Raw genomic sequence first — 17135 nt, 5'->3', positions numbered from 1 at the left:
GAGCCGGCCGCGCTCGATCTCAAGGCGCTGATCGGCGCCGCCCGGCCGTGCAGCCAGGAGCAGATCGACAGCTGGTACCGCGCGGTGCCGGCCTTTGCCCTGGGACCGATGCTCAAGACCCTGGTCGCCGCCTACGAGGGCGCCGACGGCAGCCTGATCTGCGAGGTCGAGCTGCCCGACACCCGGCGCGCCTTTGTCGACGGCCTGGCCCTGGACCCGCTGCTGCTCAACAGCTGCTACCTGTTCCAACCCCCGGAGCAATCGCCGTCGAGCCCGTCCGCCACCTTCGTGCCGCTGCTGATCGAGCGCCTGACGCTGTGGCGCAAGGCGGGCCGCAAGGCCTTCGTGGTGACCGGGCCCAAGCGGGTCAAGGACGGTTTCATCGCCTTCGACTCGCAGATCGTCGACCCCGAGGGGCGGGCGCTGGCGTCGCTGGTCAATGCCTCGTTGCGCCGCCTGGAACCGAGCCTGCCGGCACCAACCCAAGCCCCGGCCGGGTCCGGTCAGCGGGTGGCCGTGATCGGCATGGCTGGGCGCTTCCCCCAGGCCTACGACCTCGACGGCTTCTGGCACAACCTGCAAGCGGGCAAGGACTGCATCAGCGAGATCCCGGCCAGCCGCTGGGACTGGCGCGACTACTACAGCGACAGCGGCGAGCCGGGGACCATCTCCAGCAAGTGGGGCGGTTTTATCGACGATGCCACCACCTTCGATCCGCTGTTCTTCCAGATTTCGCCCCGGGAAGCCGAAGTGATGGACCCCCTGGAGCGCCTGTTCCTGCAGCACGCCTGGATGGCCATGGAGGACGCCGGCTACACCCGCGAAGCCTTGCAGCGCGGCGGCGCGGGGGAGGGCGCGGCCAATGTCGGGATCTACGCCGGCGTCATGGGCCAGGAGTACCCCTTGTTCGCCGCACAATCCGTGGCGCCCATGGGCCTGGGCGGCGGCACCTCGTCGGTGGCCACGCGCATGGCCTATGTCGGCAACTTCAACGGCCCGGCCATGGCCATCGACACCATGTGTTCAAGTTCCCTGGTGGCCCTCGATCTGGCCTGCCAGGCCCTGCGTTCGGGGGCGGTCGACGCGGCCTTCGCCGGCGGGGTGAACCTGAGCCTGCACCCCAGCAAGTACCTGATGCTGTCCCAGGGCCAGTTCATTTCCTCCAAGGGCCATTGCGAGAGTTTCGGCGAAGGCGGCGACGGCTACATTCCCGGCGAAGGCGTGGGCGTGCTGCTGCTCAAGCGCCTGGAGGACGCCGAGCGCGACGGGGATTTCATCTACGGGGTGATTCGCGGCACCGCGGTCAACCACGGCGGCCGTGCCAGCGGCTACACCGTGCCCAACCCCTCGGCGCAGACCCAGGTGATCCGCCAGGCCCTGCGCCGGGCGGCGGTGGCCCCGGACGAGATCAGCTACATCGAGGCCCATGGCACCGGCACCCGTCTGGGCGACCCCATCGAGATCAGCGGCCTGACCAGGGCGTTCGGCCACGACCCCGAGCAGCCGCGCGAGACGCCCTGCCTGATCGGCTCGGTCAAGTCCAACATCGGCCACTGCGAAGGCGCGGCCGGGGTCGCGGGGCTGATCAAGGTGCTGCTGCAGATGCGGCACCAGGTCATAGTGCCGTCGCTGCATTCCCGGACGCTGAACCCCAACATCGATTTTTCCCTGACCCCGTTCCAGGTCAACCAGCAACTGACGCCCTGGCCGCTCAAGGCGGGGCAGGGCCGGCGCATCGCCGGGATCAGCAGCTTCGGCGCCGGCGGCGTCAATGCCCACGCCATCATCGAGGACTATCCGGCGGCCCCGGTCCAGGCCCGGCCTGCGGCCGCCTGCCTGATTCTGCTGTCGGCCCGCGACGCTTCCCGGTTGCCGTTGATGGCCGGCAACCTGCTGGCGGCCATCGAGCGTCTGCAGCTGGGCGACGATGCGCTGCCCAGCCTGGCCTACACCCTGCAAGTGGGACGCGAAGCCATGGAGCATCGCGCCGCCGCCGTGGTCGCCTCCCTCGACGAACTCAAACAGCGCCTGCGCAGCCTGGCCGCCGCCGAGGTCGACCCGCACTGGCAGCGCGGGTCGGCCAGCCAGGGCAAGGACACCCAGGACCTGTACCGGGACGAGGACGCTCGGCAACTGCTGCAGACCTGGCTGGACAAGGCCAACCTGCCGGCGCTGGCCCGGGTCTGGGTGCTGGGCGTGGCGCCGTCCTGGGCGCGGCTGTACGGGGCGCGGCCGCCCCGGCGCCTGCCGTTGCCAGCCTATCCGTTCAAGACCGAGCGCTACTGGCTGGCCGGGCTTGGCACCGGCGGCGAGCGCCCGGCAGCGCCAGAGAAAGGCTTGCCTGCGGCCCACAGCGGGCTGTTCGAACAGCACTGGACGCTGCGCCCGGCAGCGCCGAGCGCTGCCGCGGCGCAGCGCGAACCGGGTTTCGTGCTGATCGTTTGCACCGCCGCCACCCAGGCGTTGGCGCAGCGCCTGGCGGCGAGCCTGGAGGCCACGCGGATCGTGCCGATCGATGAGCTGGCCCAGCGCGCGGAACTGCTGTGCAAACCCAATGGGCATGTGCTGCATGGGGTGCTGGACATCACCGGCTACGACCCGGCCTTCGTCGAACGTTGCGCCAGCGAGGTGGACGGCTGGCTCGAAGGCCTGCAACGGCTGGTGGAGCAGACGCGCCTGCGGGATATCCGCCTGCTGTACGTCAGCCGTTACCTGGAGGCCTTCCAGCGTCCGGCGTCCCTGGCGCCCGCGGCCCAGGCGGCGGTCCCGGCCTGCCTGTACCGCTGCCTGGGCGCCGAGTACCAGCGCTTGCGCAGCGGCCACATGGACACCGACCTGGCGGCCGACGACCCGCTGCTAGTGGCGCAGATCGTCGAGCAGCTGTATCGCACGCCCCACGAACGGCAGGTCTGCTATCGCGCCGGGCAGGCCTATCTGCCCGCGCTGCGGGCGGTAACCCCGGGCGCCGCCGGGCCGGCCTTCAGCCTGCCCGGCGGGCAAGCGCTGTGGATCACCGGTGGCACCCGGGGCCTGGGGCTGTTGTGCGCCCAGCACTTCGTCAGCCGCTACGGCGTGCGCAAGCTGGTGCTCAGCGGGCGCGAAGCCTTGCCGCCGCCGGCCCAATGGCCGGCGCTGCTGGATGGCCCGGCCAACCCGCTGCAGGAGAAACTCAAGGCGCTGTCGGCCCTGCAGCGCCAGGGCGTGGAGCTGCTGACCCTGGCGGTGGACATGAACGATGCCCGGGCGATGCAGCAGGCCGTGACGCAGATCGGCCGCGAGCTGGGCCCCGTGGGCGGGGTGATTCACTGCGCGGGCCTGGGGGACTACGACAACCCGGCGCTGATTCGCAAACAGCTGGCCGACGTACGCAATGTCCTGGCGCCCAAGACCCGTGGCCTGGACAACCTCTATCGGGCGCTGCAGGGCGCGCCGCTGTCGCTGTTTGTCCTCTACTCCTCGGTCAGCGCGCAATTGCCCGAGCTGGCGGCGGGGCAGATCGACTACGCCATGGCCAATGCCTACATGGACGCCTTTGCCGCACAGCACCAGGCCGACAAGGTGCTCAGCCTGCAATGGCCGAGCTGGACCGACACCGGCATGGGGGCCATGGACACCGAACTGTATCGCGGCACCGGCCTGCTGGGGCTGAGCGACCGGGACGGCCTGGCGCTGCTGGACCGGGCGCTGGCCAGCGCACGCTCCGGGGTGCTGTTGCCGGCCTGCTTCAACCCCGAACTGTGGCTGCGGGCCACGCCGCCCCAGGCGCCGCAGCCCCTGCCACAGACCCCGCCGCAGAGCAGCGCGGCGCCCGTGCTGGCGGCAGCCGCCGTCCCGGACGCCGCCCTGGCGGATCAGGTGCAGCACTGGTTGGGCGAACTGTTCCGCGGCGAACTGCGCATCGCCCCGGAGGATTTCGACCCGCGCCAGGATTTCGCCAACTACGGCCTGGATTCGATCCTGATGGCGCAGATCCTGCGCACCATCAATCGGCGGCTGCAGGCCGACCTGGCGCCGTCCCTGATTCTCGAACACCCGAACCTCGCCGACCTGAGCCAGTGGCTGCTGGCCCATCAGGGGCCGGCCCTGGCCCAGGCGTTTGCCGCCGCTGCGCCGGCAACCCAGGCCACGCCCGTAGCACCTGTAGCTGTGGCACCTGTAGCTGTAGCACCGGTAGCGCCGATGCCAGTGCCGGAGCCGATCGCCGAAGCGACGCCGGTCGCGCGCGGCGCCGTGGCGGAGGACATTGTCGTGGTCGGCCTGTCGGCGCGTTTTCCCGGGGCGCAGAGCCTCGATGACTACTGGCGCCTGCTCAAGGAGGGACGCAGCGCCTTGTCGCCGCTGTCCTCGCAGAGCGGCGTGCTGGACAACCGCGATCGGTTCGACCGCGAGACCTTCCACATCCCCGAGCAGGACTTCCACGCCATGGACCCCCAGGCCCTGATGGTGCTGGAGGAGTGCCTGAACCTGTGGGCCCACGCGGGCTATCGGGTCGAGGAAACCCGCGGCAGCGCCATCGGCGTCTACCTGGGCGGCCGCGCCCGCAGCAGCCTGGACCCCGAGGCCCTGCGCCAGGCGCGCAATCCGATCGTGGTGGCGGGGCAGAACTACCTGGCGGCCAATCTGTCGCACTTCTTCGACTTCAGCGGCCCGAGCATGGTGATCGATACCGCCTGTTCCTCGGCGCTGGTGGGCATGGGCATGGCCGTCCAGGCCCTGCGCAGCGGCGAGATCGACGCCGCGGTGGTGGGCGGGGTCAGCCTGCTGGACGGCGAGCGCACCCATGCCTTGTTCCAGCAGCGCGGGCTGCTCAGCGGCGACGGGCAGTTCCACCTGTTCGACGAGCGGGCCAATGGCATCGTGCTGTCCGAAGGCGTCGGCCTGGTGCTGCTCAAGACCGCCGCCCAGGCCCGGCGGGACGGCGACACCGTGTATGCCCGTCTCAGCGCCCTGGCCAGCAACAACGACGGCCGTACCGCCGGCCCGGCCACGCCCAACGTGCAGCGGCAGAAGGCGGTGATGGCCAAGGCCCTGGGCCAGTCGGGCCTGGCCGCCGGGCAGATCGACTACATCGAGGTCAACGGTTCCGGCTCCCAGGTCACCGACCTGCTGGAGCTCAAGGCCATCGATGCGGTGTATGGCCATGGCGCAGGCACCGGGCGTGCGGCCGACAGCCTCTGCGGGCTGGGGTCGATCAAGCCGAACATCGGCCATCCGCTGTGCGCCGAAGGCATCGCCAGTTTCATCAAGGCGGTGCTGATGATCCGGCATCACAGCCTGGTGCCGTTCCTCTCGGGGCAGCAACCCTTGCGCCACTTCGACCTCGAGCGCTCGGCCTTTTACTTGCCGCGCAACGCGGTGGCCTTGCCCGAGGGCCGGCCGCTGCGGATCGCCCTCAATTGCTTTGCCGATGGCGGCAACAACGTCCACGCCATCTTGCAGAGCCCCGAAACCCCCACCGTACCCGCACGGCGCCAGCCCCTGGCGGCGCCGATCCTGCAGCGCCAGCGCCAGGGGCACGGGCCGCTGGCGGGGACGATGGAACCGTTACCGGTGGCCCGCGCCAATGCGTCCGCCACCGCCATGATCTGGGAGCAACTCTGATGCGCACTCTATTGGCCGAGAGCAAGATTTCGCTGTCTTGCGCCAACCCTGTGATCGGCGCCCATTGGGTGCAGGGGCGTCCGGTCTTTCCCGGGCTGGCCTATATCGACCTGATCTACCAGGTCTGCCGGAAGCATGGCCTGGGGTTTGCCGAACACCGCTTGCAGACCCTGCGCATCCACCGTCCCCTGGCCCTCGAAGGGGCCGACGCCAGCCTGGCGGTACGGGTGGCGCTGTTTTGCGATGGGCCGGGGCATTACAGCCTGGCGGTGGAAGACCTGAATGCCCAAGCCCTGGATACCGAAGAGCCGGCCCGGCCCTATGCCACGGCGGAACTCGAACACACCGGCCCGACGCTGTTCGCCCCCGGCGAACGGCTGGCCCCCGGGGCCGCTGGCGCGACTCGGGAGGTGACCCCAGAGGCCCTCTACGGCCAGTGCCGCGACCACCAACTGGTGCATGGCGATTACCTGCAGGTGCGCGGGCGCATCGGTACCGGCCCCGACGGCTTGCTGGCCGACCTGGGCCTGGGGCCGCAGGCGCTGCCCGATGCCGGGCGGTTTCTGTTTCACCCGGCGCTCCTCGACGGCGCGGCCATCAGTTCCCAGGCCCTGGAGCTGGGCAGTAGCGAGCGTTCGGGGCCGCCCGAAAGCCTGTACCTGCCGCTGCTGTTCCAGGGCTTCAGCGCGGTAGCGCCGATCACCGGGCACTGCCGGGTGCGGATCAAGGCCGACTCGGTCAGCGTGCAGCGGGAACTGGTGGTCTTCACCCTGGAGTTCTTTGCCGACAGCGGCGAGAAAGTCGCGCAGATCGAACGCTTCACCGCCAAGCGGGTGCGTGCCGAGCAAGGCCTGCATCAAGCGCCGGCCGTACCAGCGGCGCCCGCCGCAATGTCTACCACTGCGCCGCGGGAAGCGGCGCCGGCCGGCGGCGAGCATCCGGTCATCCAGGGGCTGCGCCGGCGGATTGCCGACAAGCTGGGCATCGGCGCGTCCCAGGTGGCGACGGACAAAGGCTATTACGAGCTGGGGCTGGATTCGGCGGACCTGCTGGACCTGGTGGCCAACGCCAGCCAGGCCCTGGGGCTCGAGCTGTCGCCGACCCTGCTGTTCGAGCACACCACCCTGGGCGAGCTGGGGGCGTTCTTCCAGCAGCACTATGGCGCGGTGTCAGGCACAGCGGCGCAGCCCGTGCCGGCCCCGGCGACCCCGGCGACCCCGACCGGCGCGGCCTGGACCCAGCGCTTCGTCGCCGAGGAAGCCTATCTGCAGGACCACCTGGTACTGGGCACGCCGGCCCTGATGGGCGTGACCCACCCGTGCCTGGCCATCGAAGCCTGCCTGGAGCAGTGGGGGGCCGACAGCTTTCCGCTGAGCCTGGGGCATATCCGCCTGCTGGGGGGGCCGATCACCTTGCAGGCCGGGCAGTCGGTGGAGCTGACGGTCAGCCTGGACCCGCAGCGCGAGGCGTTCAGCGTCGGCTTCCAGCGCGAGCCCGGGGCCGGCATCGAACCGTGTTGTGTGGGGCAACTGCGGCTCAAGGAGCGCTTCGACGCCCGCCATCAGTCGCTGGCCGGCCTGCTGTCGGGGCTGACGCGGCTGTCCGCCGAGGCGATCGAGCAGTCCTACCGGCGCATCCCGCAATTCACCGTGGGGCCGCTGTTGCAGAACATCCAGGAGGCCTACACCGACGGCGTCACCCTGCTGGTGAGCAAGCTCGACCTGGGCGCGCCCCAGGCCAAGGGCGGACGTACGCATTACGGCTTCGACCCGCTGCTGCTCAACGGCTGCTTTTTCTTCCACGACCCGGACTTCGGCCAGCCCCAGTCGAGCATGTATGTGCCGCTGCTGATCGAGCGCATCGTCCAGGCCAGGCCCTTGCCGTCCACGGTGTACCTGGTCAATCGCCTGCGCACGGCCAAGGCCGGCTATATCGCGTTCGACGTCGATGTGCTGTCGCTCGAAGGCGAGCACCTGGCCAGCGTCGTCAACGCGTCGGTCAGGCAGGTGAGCGACCCGGCCCGCTTGAGCAATGCCGACTTCTCCCGCCCGGCCGCCGAGGCGGCGCCGGCGTCGGCCCAGGACGATATCGCCATTATCGGCCTGGCCGGGCGTTATCCGGGGGCCGCCGACCTGGAGCAGTTCTGGCGCAATCTGAGCCAGGGCGTCGACAGCATCAGCGCCATTCCCGCCGAGCGCTGGGACCACGAGCCGTACTTCGATGCGGACAAGGATCGCCCGGGCAAGACCTATGGGCGCTGGGGCGGGTTTCTCGACCATATCGACCAGTTCGATCCCTTCTACTTCGCCATCACCCCGCGGGAGGCGGGGTTCATGGACCCTCAGGAGCGCTTGTTCCTGCAGTGCGCGGTGCATGCCCTGGAAGATGCCGGCTACAGCCGCCAGGGCCTGCCCCGGGAGGTGGGGGTCTACGTTGGCGTGATGTATCAGGAGTATCAGCTGTACGGTGCGCAGCAGACGGTGCTGGGCAACCCCATGGCCCTGGGCGGCAGCGCCTCGAGCATCGCCAACCGGGTGTCCTACGTGTGCAACTTCACCGGGCCGAGCATGGCCGTGGACACCATGTGCTCGTCGTCGCTGACCGCCCTGTACCTGGCGTGCCGCGCCCTGGAGCGGGGCGATTGCAGCAGCGCCCTGGTGGGCGGCGTGAACCTGTCGCTGCACCCCAACAAATACCTGATGCTGGGCCAGGGCCGCTTCGTGTCCAGCGAAGGCCGTTGCCAGGCCTTCGGCGAAGGCGGCGACGGCTATGTGCCGGGCGAGGGCGTCGGCGCCATGCTGCTCAAGCCCCGCGCCCGGGCCGAGGCCGACGGCGACCATATCTACGGGCTGATCAAGGCCTGCGAGATCAACCACGGCGGCAAGTCCGCCGGTTACGCGGTGCCCGGGGTCAAGGCCCAGGCCGAGGTCATCGCCCGCACCTACGGGCGGGCCGGCATCGACCCGCGGCACATCGGCTACCTGGAAGCCCACGGCACGGGGACGGCCCTGGGCGACCCGATCGAGATCGCCGCCCTCAGCGCGGCGTTCCGGCCCCACACCGACGACCGGCAGTTCTGCGGGATCGGCTCGGTCAAGTCCAACATCGGGCATTGCGAAAGCGCCGCGGGCATCGCGGGGATCACCAAGGTGCTGTTGCAGATGCAGCACCGGCAACTGGTCCCTTCGCTGCATAGCACGACCCTCAACCCGCGGATCGACTTCGCCGCCTCGCCCTTCGTGGTGCAGCAGCGACTGGGCGACTGGCCGGCGCTGCAGCGCGAGGGCCAGGCCCTACCGCGCCTGGCCGGCCTGTCGTCGTTCGGCGCCGGCGGCTCCAATGCCCATGTGGTGTTGCAGGAGTACCCGCGGGCCGAGGACCCGCGCGACGTCTCGGCCCAGGTCTTCCTGATCCCGCTGTCCGCCGCCAGCCAGCCGCAGCTGCAGCGCCTGGCCCGGGCCCTGAGCGCCCGGGTCGCGTCCTTGCTGGACCAGGTGCCGGCCGCGGACGCCCGTCGCCGCTTGGCGGACATGGCGTTCACCTTGCAGACCGGCCGCGAGGTCCATCGGCATCGCCTGGGGCTGTTGGTGGACTCCCTGGCGCAGCTGGCGGAAAAACTGCAACTGTTTCTCGCGGCCGAGGCGCTCGATGCCCCGGCGCTGGTGCGCTTGCGCGAGCAGCAGGTGTTCGTCGGCGAACGGCCGTCGGGCGGCGAGGCGTTGCCGGGGCAACTGGCCGAAGCGGATGTCCAACTGCTGGTGAACGCCTGGCTCGCCCAGCAGCGTTTCGACGAAGTGCTGCGCTTCTGGGCCCAGGGCGCGGCACTGGACTGGCGCCTGTTGCCGCAGGCCACGGGCAACCGGGAGTACCGGCCGCGGCGCATCAGCCTGCCGGGCTACCCCTTTGCCCAGGAACGCTACTGGTTCGAGGCCGCGGCGCTGCCGAGCGCTGTCGCCGCACCGATCCAGGCCGCCGCACCGACCCTGGCCTCAGCCTCGGCCCCGGCCCCGGTCGTCGCGGCCAGGGCGGAGCCGGCGGCCCGGGCCACGGCGTTCGAGCGCCTGGCCCAGGCGCTGTTCGAGATCACCGGCATCGCCCCCGAGCGCCTCGATCCCTATGGGGACTTCGAAAGCCTGGGCCTGGACTCGGTGATGATCATGAAGCTCAACCAGCGGATCGGCGCCTGGACCGGCGAAACCGACGCGACGCTGTTCTACAAGTACAAGACCCTCAACCAACTCGCCGCGTACCTGGAGGCGCGCCCGGGCCTGACCTTGCCGGAGCCGGCGTCGATTCCGGCTGGGGCCGGGGCGCGTGAGCCGGTCCCCGAGGCCGCGCCGTTGGGCGCGGCCGCCGGCCAGCCGCCGGTCGCCGACGACAGCATCGCGATCGTCGGCATGAGCGGCCGTTATCCGCAGTCCGAGACCCTGGAGGCCTTCTGGCAGAACCTGCGCGATGGCGTGGATTGCGTGACGGAAATCCCCCTGGAGCGTTTCGACTATCGTTCGATCTTCGCCCCGGGGGCGAAAGGCCGCACGGACGCGATCTACTGCAAGTGGGGCGGTTTCCTGGGGGACGTCAGCCAGTTCGACGCGCCGTTCTTCAATGTCTCGGCCACGGACGCCGCGTTCATGGACCCCCAGGAGCGGCTGTTCCTGGAAATGGCCTGGACCTGCCTGGAAAGCGCCGGCTACCTGGCGCCGCGCTGGCAGGCCACACCCCGGGACTTCGGGGTCTTCGCCGGGGTCAGCGTCAACAACTACCAGCTGGTGGGGGCCGATGCGCTCAAGGGCCGCGCGCCGTTCTATCCGGCCGGGTCGCAAACCTTTTCCGTGGCCAACCGGGTGTCGTTCTTCTTCAACCTCACCGGCCCCAGCCTGACGGTGGACACGGCCTGTTCTTCGTCGCTGTACGCCTTGCACCTGGCCTGCGAAAGCCTGCGCAACGGGGAGACCCGAGCGGCCCTGGCCGGCGGGGTGAACCTGACCCTGCACCCGAGCAAATACCTCACCCTGTGCGCCTCAGGCTTCGCCGCCAGCGATGGTCGCTGCCGGGCATTCGCCGCCGGCGGCGACGGTTATGTGCCGAGCGAAGGGGTGGGGGTGGTGCTGCTCAAGCGCCACGCCGATGCCCTGCGCGATGGCGATCGGATACTGGCGCTGATCAAGGGCAGCGGGGTCAGCCACGACGGCAAGACCCAGGGCTTTACCGTGCCCAACCCGGTCAGCCAGACCCAGGCGATCGAGGCGGCGCTGGCCCGGGCCGGCGTCCCCCGGGACAGCATCAACTACATCGAGGCCCACGGCACCGGCACGGCCCTGGGGGACCCCATCGAGATCCAGGGGCTGATCGACGCCTATGTGAGCGGCGCCGCTGCGCCTGTCCCGCGGACCCTGGGGTCGGTCAAGGCCTCCATCGGCCATGGCGAGGCCAGCGCCGGGATCGCCCAGTTGACCAAGACCGTCCTGCAACTGCAGCACGCCACCCTGGTGCCGAGCCTGCTGCACGGCCCGCTCAACAGCGATATTCCCTTCGCCAGGGCCGGGTTCCATATCCCCGACCGGGCGCAGCCGTGGCCGGCGCTGGAGCGCGAGGGCAGGACGCTGCCGCGGCGGGCGGCGATCAGCTCGTTCGGCGCGGGCGGGGTCAATGTGCATATGATCCTGGAGCAGGCCCCCGAGGCGGCCATCCCGGCAGCCGCTGCGGACAGTCCCTGCGTGCTGCTGCTCAGCGCCCAAGCGGCGCCTGCGCTGAAGGAGCAGGCCCGGCGCCTGTTGGCGTTCCTCGACACCCCGGCCAACGACCGGCATGCCTTGGGCGATATCGCCTTGACCCTGGCCCATCATCGGGCGGCGTTGCGTTTCCGTCTGGCCCTGGTGGCGACCGACCGCCAGGAGGCGCGTACCCGTTTGCGGGCCTGGCTGGAGCGGCCGGACAGCGGCGCGCTGCCGGGCCTGTACCAGGGCGACAGCCTGGACCGTAGCCCTGCGGCCACTCCGGCCGCCGACGATCCGCACGGGCAGGCCCGGGCCTGGGTCGCCGGCGTACCCGTGCAATGGCCGGGGAGCGCCAACTCCGGGCGTTGCGTGCCGCTGCCGACGTACCCGTTCCAGACCCGGCGCCACTGGATCGCCGACCAACTGGCGGGCCTGGACCAGGCCCCGGCCGCCAGCGCGACGCCTGCGAACAACCTCGACCACTGGTTGATGCAGACCCGTTGGGTCGAGGCGCCGGCCGATTCCGAGCAGGGGGGGCCACGTCATGTGCTGGTGTTCGGCGAGGATCAGGCGATGCTGCAAGCCTGGGCGTCGCAGCCGGGCGTCACCACCTCCAGCGAAGTCTTCGACGAGCGCCGCCTCGCGCAACTGCTCGACGCCAGCCAGGCCGATACCCTGGTGCTGCTGCAGCCGTATGCGGCGCTGTCGAGCTTGTCCGGGGCGGAGCTGGATCGACGTTTCGCCGAGCAGGCCGAGGTCCTGGCCCAACGGCTGCAGGCCCTGGCCGGCCTGGCCGCGACCCGCAAGGGCCTGAAGCTGGTGCTGCTGAACCTGACCCGCGACGGCCAGACCGACGGGGTCCAGGAAAGCCTGGCGAAGTACTTCAGCTTCCTGCGCTACGAAATCCCGGAAATCGGCAGCCTGGTGCTGGACACCGACCGCCTGGACAGCCCGCGCCTGGAGCAGATTCTCCGGCAGCTGCATTGCCGGCAGCCGCACCTGCGCTTGCGCTGGCAGGGCGGCCAGTGCCTGACCCCGGCCCTGCAACCGCTGGCCATGGCCCGCGGCCCCGCGGCGGACCCGGCGCTGGACCTGTCGGGCAGCATGATCCTTACCGGCGGCTTCGGCGGGATCGGCATAACGGTACTGCGCTGGCTGGTGGGCAAAGGCTTGAAGTCGCTGATTGTCATCGGCCGCAAACCGCTGTCGGCGCCGCTGCAGCATCCCAGCCTCAGCGCCGGCACCACTGTGCAGGGGTTGATCGACAGCCTGGCGCGGGAGCAGGGCGTGCGCCTGCACTACCTGCAATCGGACCTGACCGACGAAGCGGCGTTGGCCAGGCAACTGGACGCCTTGCGCCCGCTCCTCGGCGGGCCGATCACCGGGGTGTTCCACCTGGCCGGCGTGACCACCGAGGCGGTTGCCATCCAGGCGACCTCGGCGAGGCTGCTGGCCGACATCGCCCGGCCGAAACTGGTGGGCGCGCAACTGCTGGAACGGCTGACGCTGGGCGATCCGCTGCGCTATTTCTGTCTGTTCTCGTCGATCTCGGCGGTGGAAGGCATGCAGGGCAACGGCTTGAGCGCCTATAGCGCCGCCAACGCCGGCCTGGTGGCCTTCGCCGCCGAACGTCGGCAACGGCGCTTGCCGGCGCAACTGATCCAGTGGACCGACTGGGACGGCGCCGGGATGGCGGTGGCGCACAATCACCGGGCGTTCTTCGACACCCTGGGCATGCGCATGCTGACCCCCGAACAAGGGGTGAGGTTGCTGGAACGCATCCTGGCCAATGCCATCGACGAATGCATTGTGTTCGACGCCGATTGGGAGCGGTTCGCCGCCATCAACCCGGCGATCCGCAGCCTGCCGGTGTTTGCCCATTACCGCGAACGCCTGCGCCAGGCGCCCGTGGACCAGGCCGTGGCCAGCGCCCCGGCCCCAGGGGGCGAACCGGTTGACCTCACTGCGTTGCTGCGCGACGAGTTGCAACGGCTGCTGGGGCTGGAGGATATCCATCCGGAGCAGACGTTCGCCGAGATCGGCCTGGATTCGGTCAACTCGCTGGCGTTCTTCTCCACCCTGTCCCAGCGCCTGGCTTACCAGGTGCTGCCGTCGGCGATCTTCCGTTACCCGACGATCCGCAGCCTGGCGGACTACATCGCCGCCAACCGCGAGCAGGGCCCGCTGCACGACAGCCGCGAACCGGCCCCGGCTGCCAGCGGCGAGCCGCCTGCCACCCAGCAGGGCGAGGACAACGGGGCCATCGCCATCGTCGGCATGTCCGGGCAGTTCCCCCAGGCCCCCGACCTGCCGCGCTTCTGGGAGCAGCTGTGCGCAGGCTTCGACGGGGTCGGCCACTACCCCAGGGCCCGGCGCGACCTGCTGGGGCTGAACGACAGTTTCAGCGACCAGGAGCTGCTGGGCATCCACGGCGGCTACCTGGACGACATCGAGCTGTTCGACCCGGGCCTGTTCAATATCTCGCCCCGCGAAGCGCGCTTCATGGACCCCCAGCAGCGTTTGCTGCTGCTCAATGCCCACCGAGCCATCGAGGATGCCGGGATCAAGGACCACCCGAGCTTCGCTCGGACCGGGGTGTTCGTCGCGCAGTACGCCAGCGAATACATGCAGTTCGCCAACGATTACGACAAGGACAATGCGCTGTTCATCGCCACCGGCAACGCGGGCTCCATTGCCGCTAACCGGCTGTCCTACCACTACGGTTTCCGCGGCCCCAGCCTGGTACTGGACACCGCCTGTTCCTCGACCCTGGTGGCCATCGACATTGCCTGCCAGTACCTGCGCAGCGGGCAGATCGACTTTGCGCTGGTGGGCGGCGTCAGCCTCAACCTGAGCCCGGCCCTGACCCGTCTGTTGCAGGACTCGGGCATGCTGTCGCCCTCGGGCCGCTGCCAGACGTTCGATGCCGGGGCCGACGGTTATGTCCCGGGCGAGGGCGTGGGCATGATCGTCCTGCAACGCCAGGCCGATGCCCGCCAGCACCTGGCGCGGCACCCCGAGGCGCGGCTGTATGCCTTGATCGCCGGCTCCGCGGTCAACCAGGACGGCAAGAGCAACGGCATGACCGCGCCCAACGGTCTGGCCCAGGAAGAAGTGATCCGCCAGGCCTTCCAGCGCGCCGGCCTGGCGCCTGCCCGGGCCGGCTACGTCGAGACCCACGGCACCGGCACCTACCTGGGCGACCCGGTGGAAATGGAAGCCCTGGGCAATGTCTTCAACGACGGGCGCGGCGCCGGCGAGGGCTGCATTCTCGGTTGCCTGAAAACCAATATCGGCCACCTGGAGCCCGCCGCCGGCATCGCCAGCGTGATCAAGGCCGCCCTGTGCCTGTACCTGGGGCGGGTGCCCGGCAACAACCACCTCAAGACCGTCAATCCGTTGCTGGCGCCGAGCCAACCGGCGTTCCGCCTGCCGGACCGTCCACTGGACTGGGACGGGCCGGGCCGGGTGGCCGGGGTCAGTTCCTTCGGTTTCGGCGGGGTCAACGCCCATGTGGTGCTGACCTCGGCGGATAACCGGGGGCACACGCCAACGCCGGCCGGGGAGCGCGAGCGGCGGTTCCAGGCCGACTACCCTCGGCCCGGGCTGGCCCTCAAGGCCTATTGGGCACGGCGCCCGGCCTCCGGCGCCTCTGCCGTCGCGCCCGCCGCCGTGCCCGTGACTGTCCCGGCCGCGGCCGGCCCGTTCCTCAGCGTGGAATATCAGGGCCAGGCGGGCGCCACGTCCGAAGCGCTGTTCACCCTGCCGGCGGACACCCCGGGCTTGCAGGACACCGGCAATTTCCATGTCGGCTTCTACCTGGAGGCCATCTACCAGGTGTTCCGTGAGCGTTTCGGGCGCAGCGCCCTGCATGTCAGCCGGATCGAGTTCCAGTCGCCGCTGCTGGTTTCCCACAACGGCGCTACCGAGGTGCGGATGAGCATCGAGCCGGTGGCCGCCGAGGCTTATCGCCTGCGGTTCGATTACCGGGCCGTGGCCCGGCAGCCAGGGGCCTGGATGCAGACGGCCGAAGCCCGGGTGGACTTCGCCGCGCTGGCCCAGGCCGACACCCAAGTGCAGGCCCGCCTGGCCGCGGTGTTGCAAAACCCGGGCAAGCCGAGCCGGACCCTGGACGAGGCAGCGTTTTACGCCCGTTACACGCAAATGGGCTTTCCCGCCGGCGGCTTCGTGCGGGCCATCGACGAGTGCCGGTTCCACGAGCGCTTCAGCCTGGCGACCCTGAACCCGCGGTTCGAGCCCGGCGGCTATGCCTTCGGCGCCCACCCGGGGCTGCTCGACGCCGCCTTGCAGCCGTCGATCCTGCTGGCCGACAGCGACCACGACGTGCCGTACATGACCACGGCGATGGAGGACATTTACCTCAACGGCCCGTTGCGCCGGGAGGAGGCCTATCGCCTGGTCAATCTGCTGCACGCGCAGGCCGACGACGGCGCCCCGGCCAGCGGCGTGCGCCGCTTCCAGACCGCCTGGGCGCTGCTCGACAGCCGCGGCGAAAGCCTGATCGCTTGCGCCCGCGCCAGCCTGCAGCAACTGGCGACGAGCAATCGCGAACTGTCCGCCGCCGCGCAGACACGGCTGGCCGAGGCGGGCGGGCTGTCCGGCGACGGCCTGTTGTCGATCATCGCCGAGTTGCTGGATTGCACTGCCGAGGAGATCGACCTGGACAAGGCGCTGCTGGAGCTGGGCATGGATTCGCTGATGCTGATCAAGCTGCAGAAACACCTGGACCATCAGCAGGTCGCGGTCAGCGGCCTGTTCAAGATGACCTTGCGCCAACTGCTGGAGCAGGTGCGGCCGGGCGCGGCGAACGGCGCCGAGGCAGCCCCTGCGGCCAGTCCCGTGCAACCGGCGGCGGACGGCGGGTTTGCGCCCTTTACCCAGCTTGCGCCCTGGTCCCGGGACAAGCGCCGCTGGCTGCGCGGTCAGGCGCGGCCGGGGAGCCGGATTCGCCTGTACTGCTTCCCCTATGCCCACCTGTCGAGCACGGTGTTCAAGGAGTGGCAGGCGTTGTTGCCCGATTATGTGGAAGTGCGCCCCATCGAGCTGCCCAACCGCGGCGACCGCCTGCGGGAACGGCCGTTGCAGGACATGTGGGCCCTGGCGGCGACCCTGACCGATGTCCTGGGCGATGAGCTGGACCAGCCCTTTGCCCTGTACGGCCACAGTGCCGGGGCGCTGATGGCGTATGTCTGGTGCCAGCACCTGCGGGCGGTGGGCAAGCCGTTGCCCCGGCACCTGTTCGCGGCGGCCTATTCCGCGCCGGGCCAGGAGGTCAATCCGGTGATCCGCGACATGCTCGAGGTGTATCGCCAGCACGGCCTGGAGCGGATGCCCTCCCTGGACGACATCTGCCAGCCCGGCGCCGAGCCGGTGATCGGCCAGTTGATCGACGCCCTGGAGAGTTCGATGAAACAGGCCGGGCTGTTCAATTTCAGCCGCGAGCTGATCCATGCGCAGTTGCCTTCGCTGGTGGCCACGTTCGAGATGGTCGACCGTTTCCGGCCGGGGGCGCCGGCCCCCTTGCCGCTGCCGATTTCCGCCCTGCATGGCCTGGGGGATATCCAGGTGCCGGAGGCCGATGTGCAGGGCTGGCGGCACCTGGGCAACGCGGGTTTCACCTTCAAGGCCTTCGCAGGCAACCACCTGTTTATCGAACCGGGGCAGAGCGTCGAGCAGGTCACGGCCTATGTCGGCCAGGTGCTGCAGGACATAGTCGAGAACGACCTGGATGCCCCCCACGCCGCGCACTCGGGCGCGGCCCACACACGACACCACAGGGGAGAGATCGGGGCCTGA

Annotated in this window: 2 protein-coding genes (1 of these 2 running past the window's edge); both read left to right on the top strand. The window is 70.0% G+C overall.

The window, feature by feature from the left end; translation table 11 throughout:
• Positions 1-5601, top strand: the 3' portion of a protein-coding gene (locus ACQKQA_RS03370; protein WP_427553513.1) for a beta-ketoacyl synthase N-terminal-like domain-containing protein. 1497 nt of this gene lie to the left of the window's left edge; 5601 of the gene's 7098 nt are visible here — the last part of the coding sequence; the start codon falls outside the window, past its left edge; its stop codon occupies positions 5599-5601.
• Positions 5601-17135 carry a beta-ketoacyl synthase N-terminal-like domain-containing protein gene (locus ACQKQA_RS03365; protein ID WP_427553510.1) on the top strand — a complete coding sequence of 3845 codons (11535 nt, stop codon included), beginning with the start codon at positions 5601-5603 and terminating at the stop codon, positions 17133-17135. Before ACQKQA_RS03370 ends, ACQKQA_RS03365 begins: the two co-directional genes overlap by 1 nt.

It is taken from the genome of Pseudomonas sp. NPDC089530 (assembly GCF_050280705.1).
Lineage (GTDB): Bacteria > Pseudomonadota > Gammaproteobacteria > Pseudomonadales > Pseudomonadaceae > Aquipseudomonas.
Note: the sequence above shows the minus strand (reverse complement) of the source record. Positions and strands in the feature narration are given on the sequence as shown.

Coding starts and splice junctions, on each gene's coding strand:
- ACQKQA_RS03365 (WP_427553510.1), top strand. CDS start 5,601: ATGCGCACTCTATTGGCCGAGAGCAAGATTTCGCTGTCTTGCGCCAAC.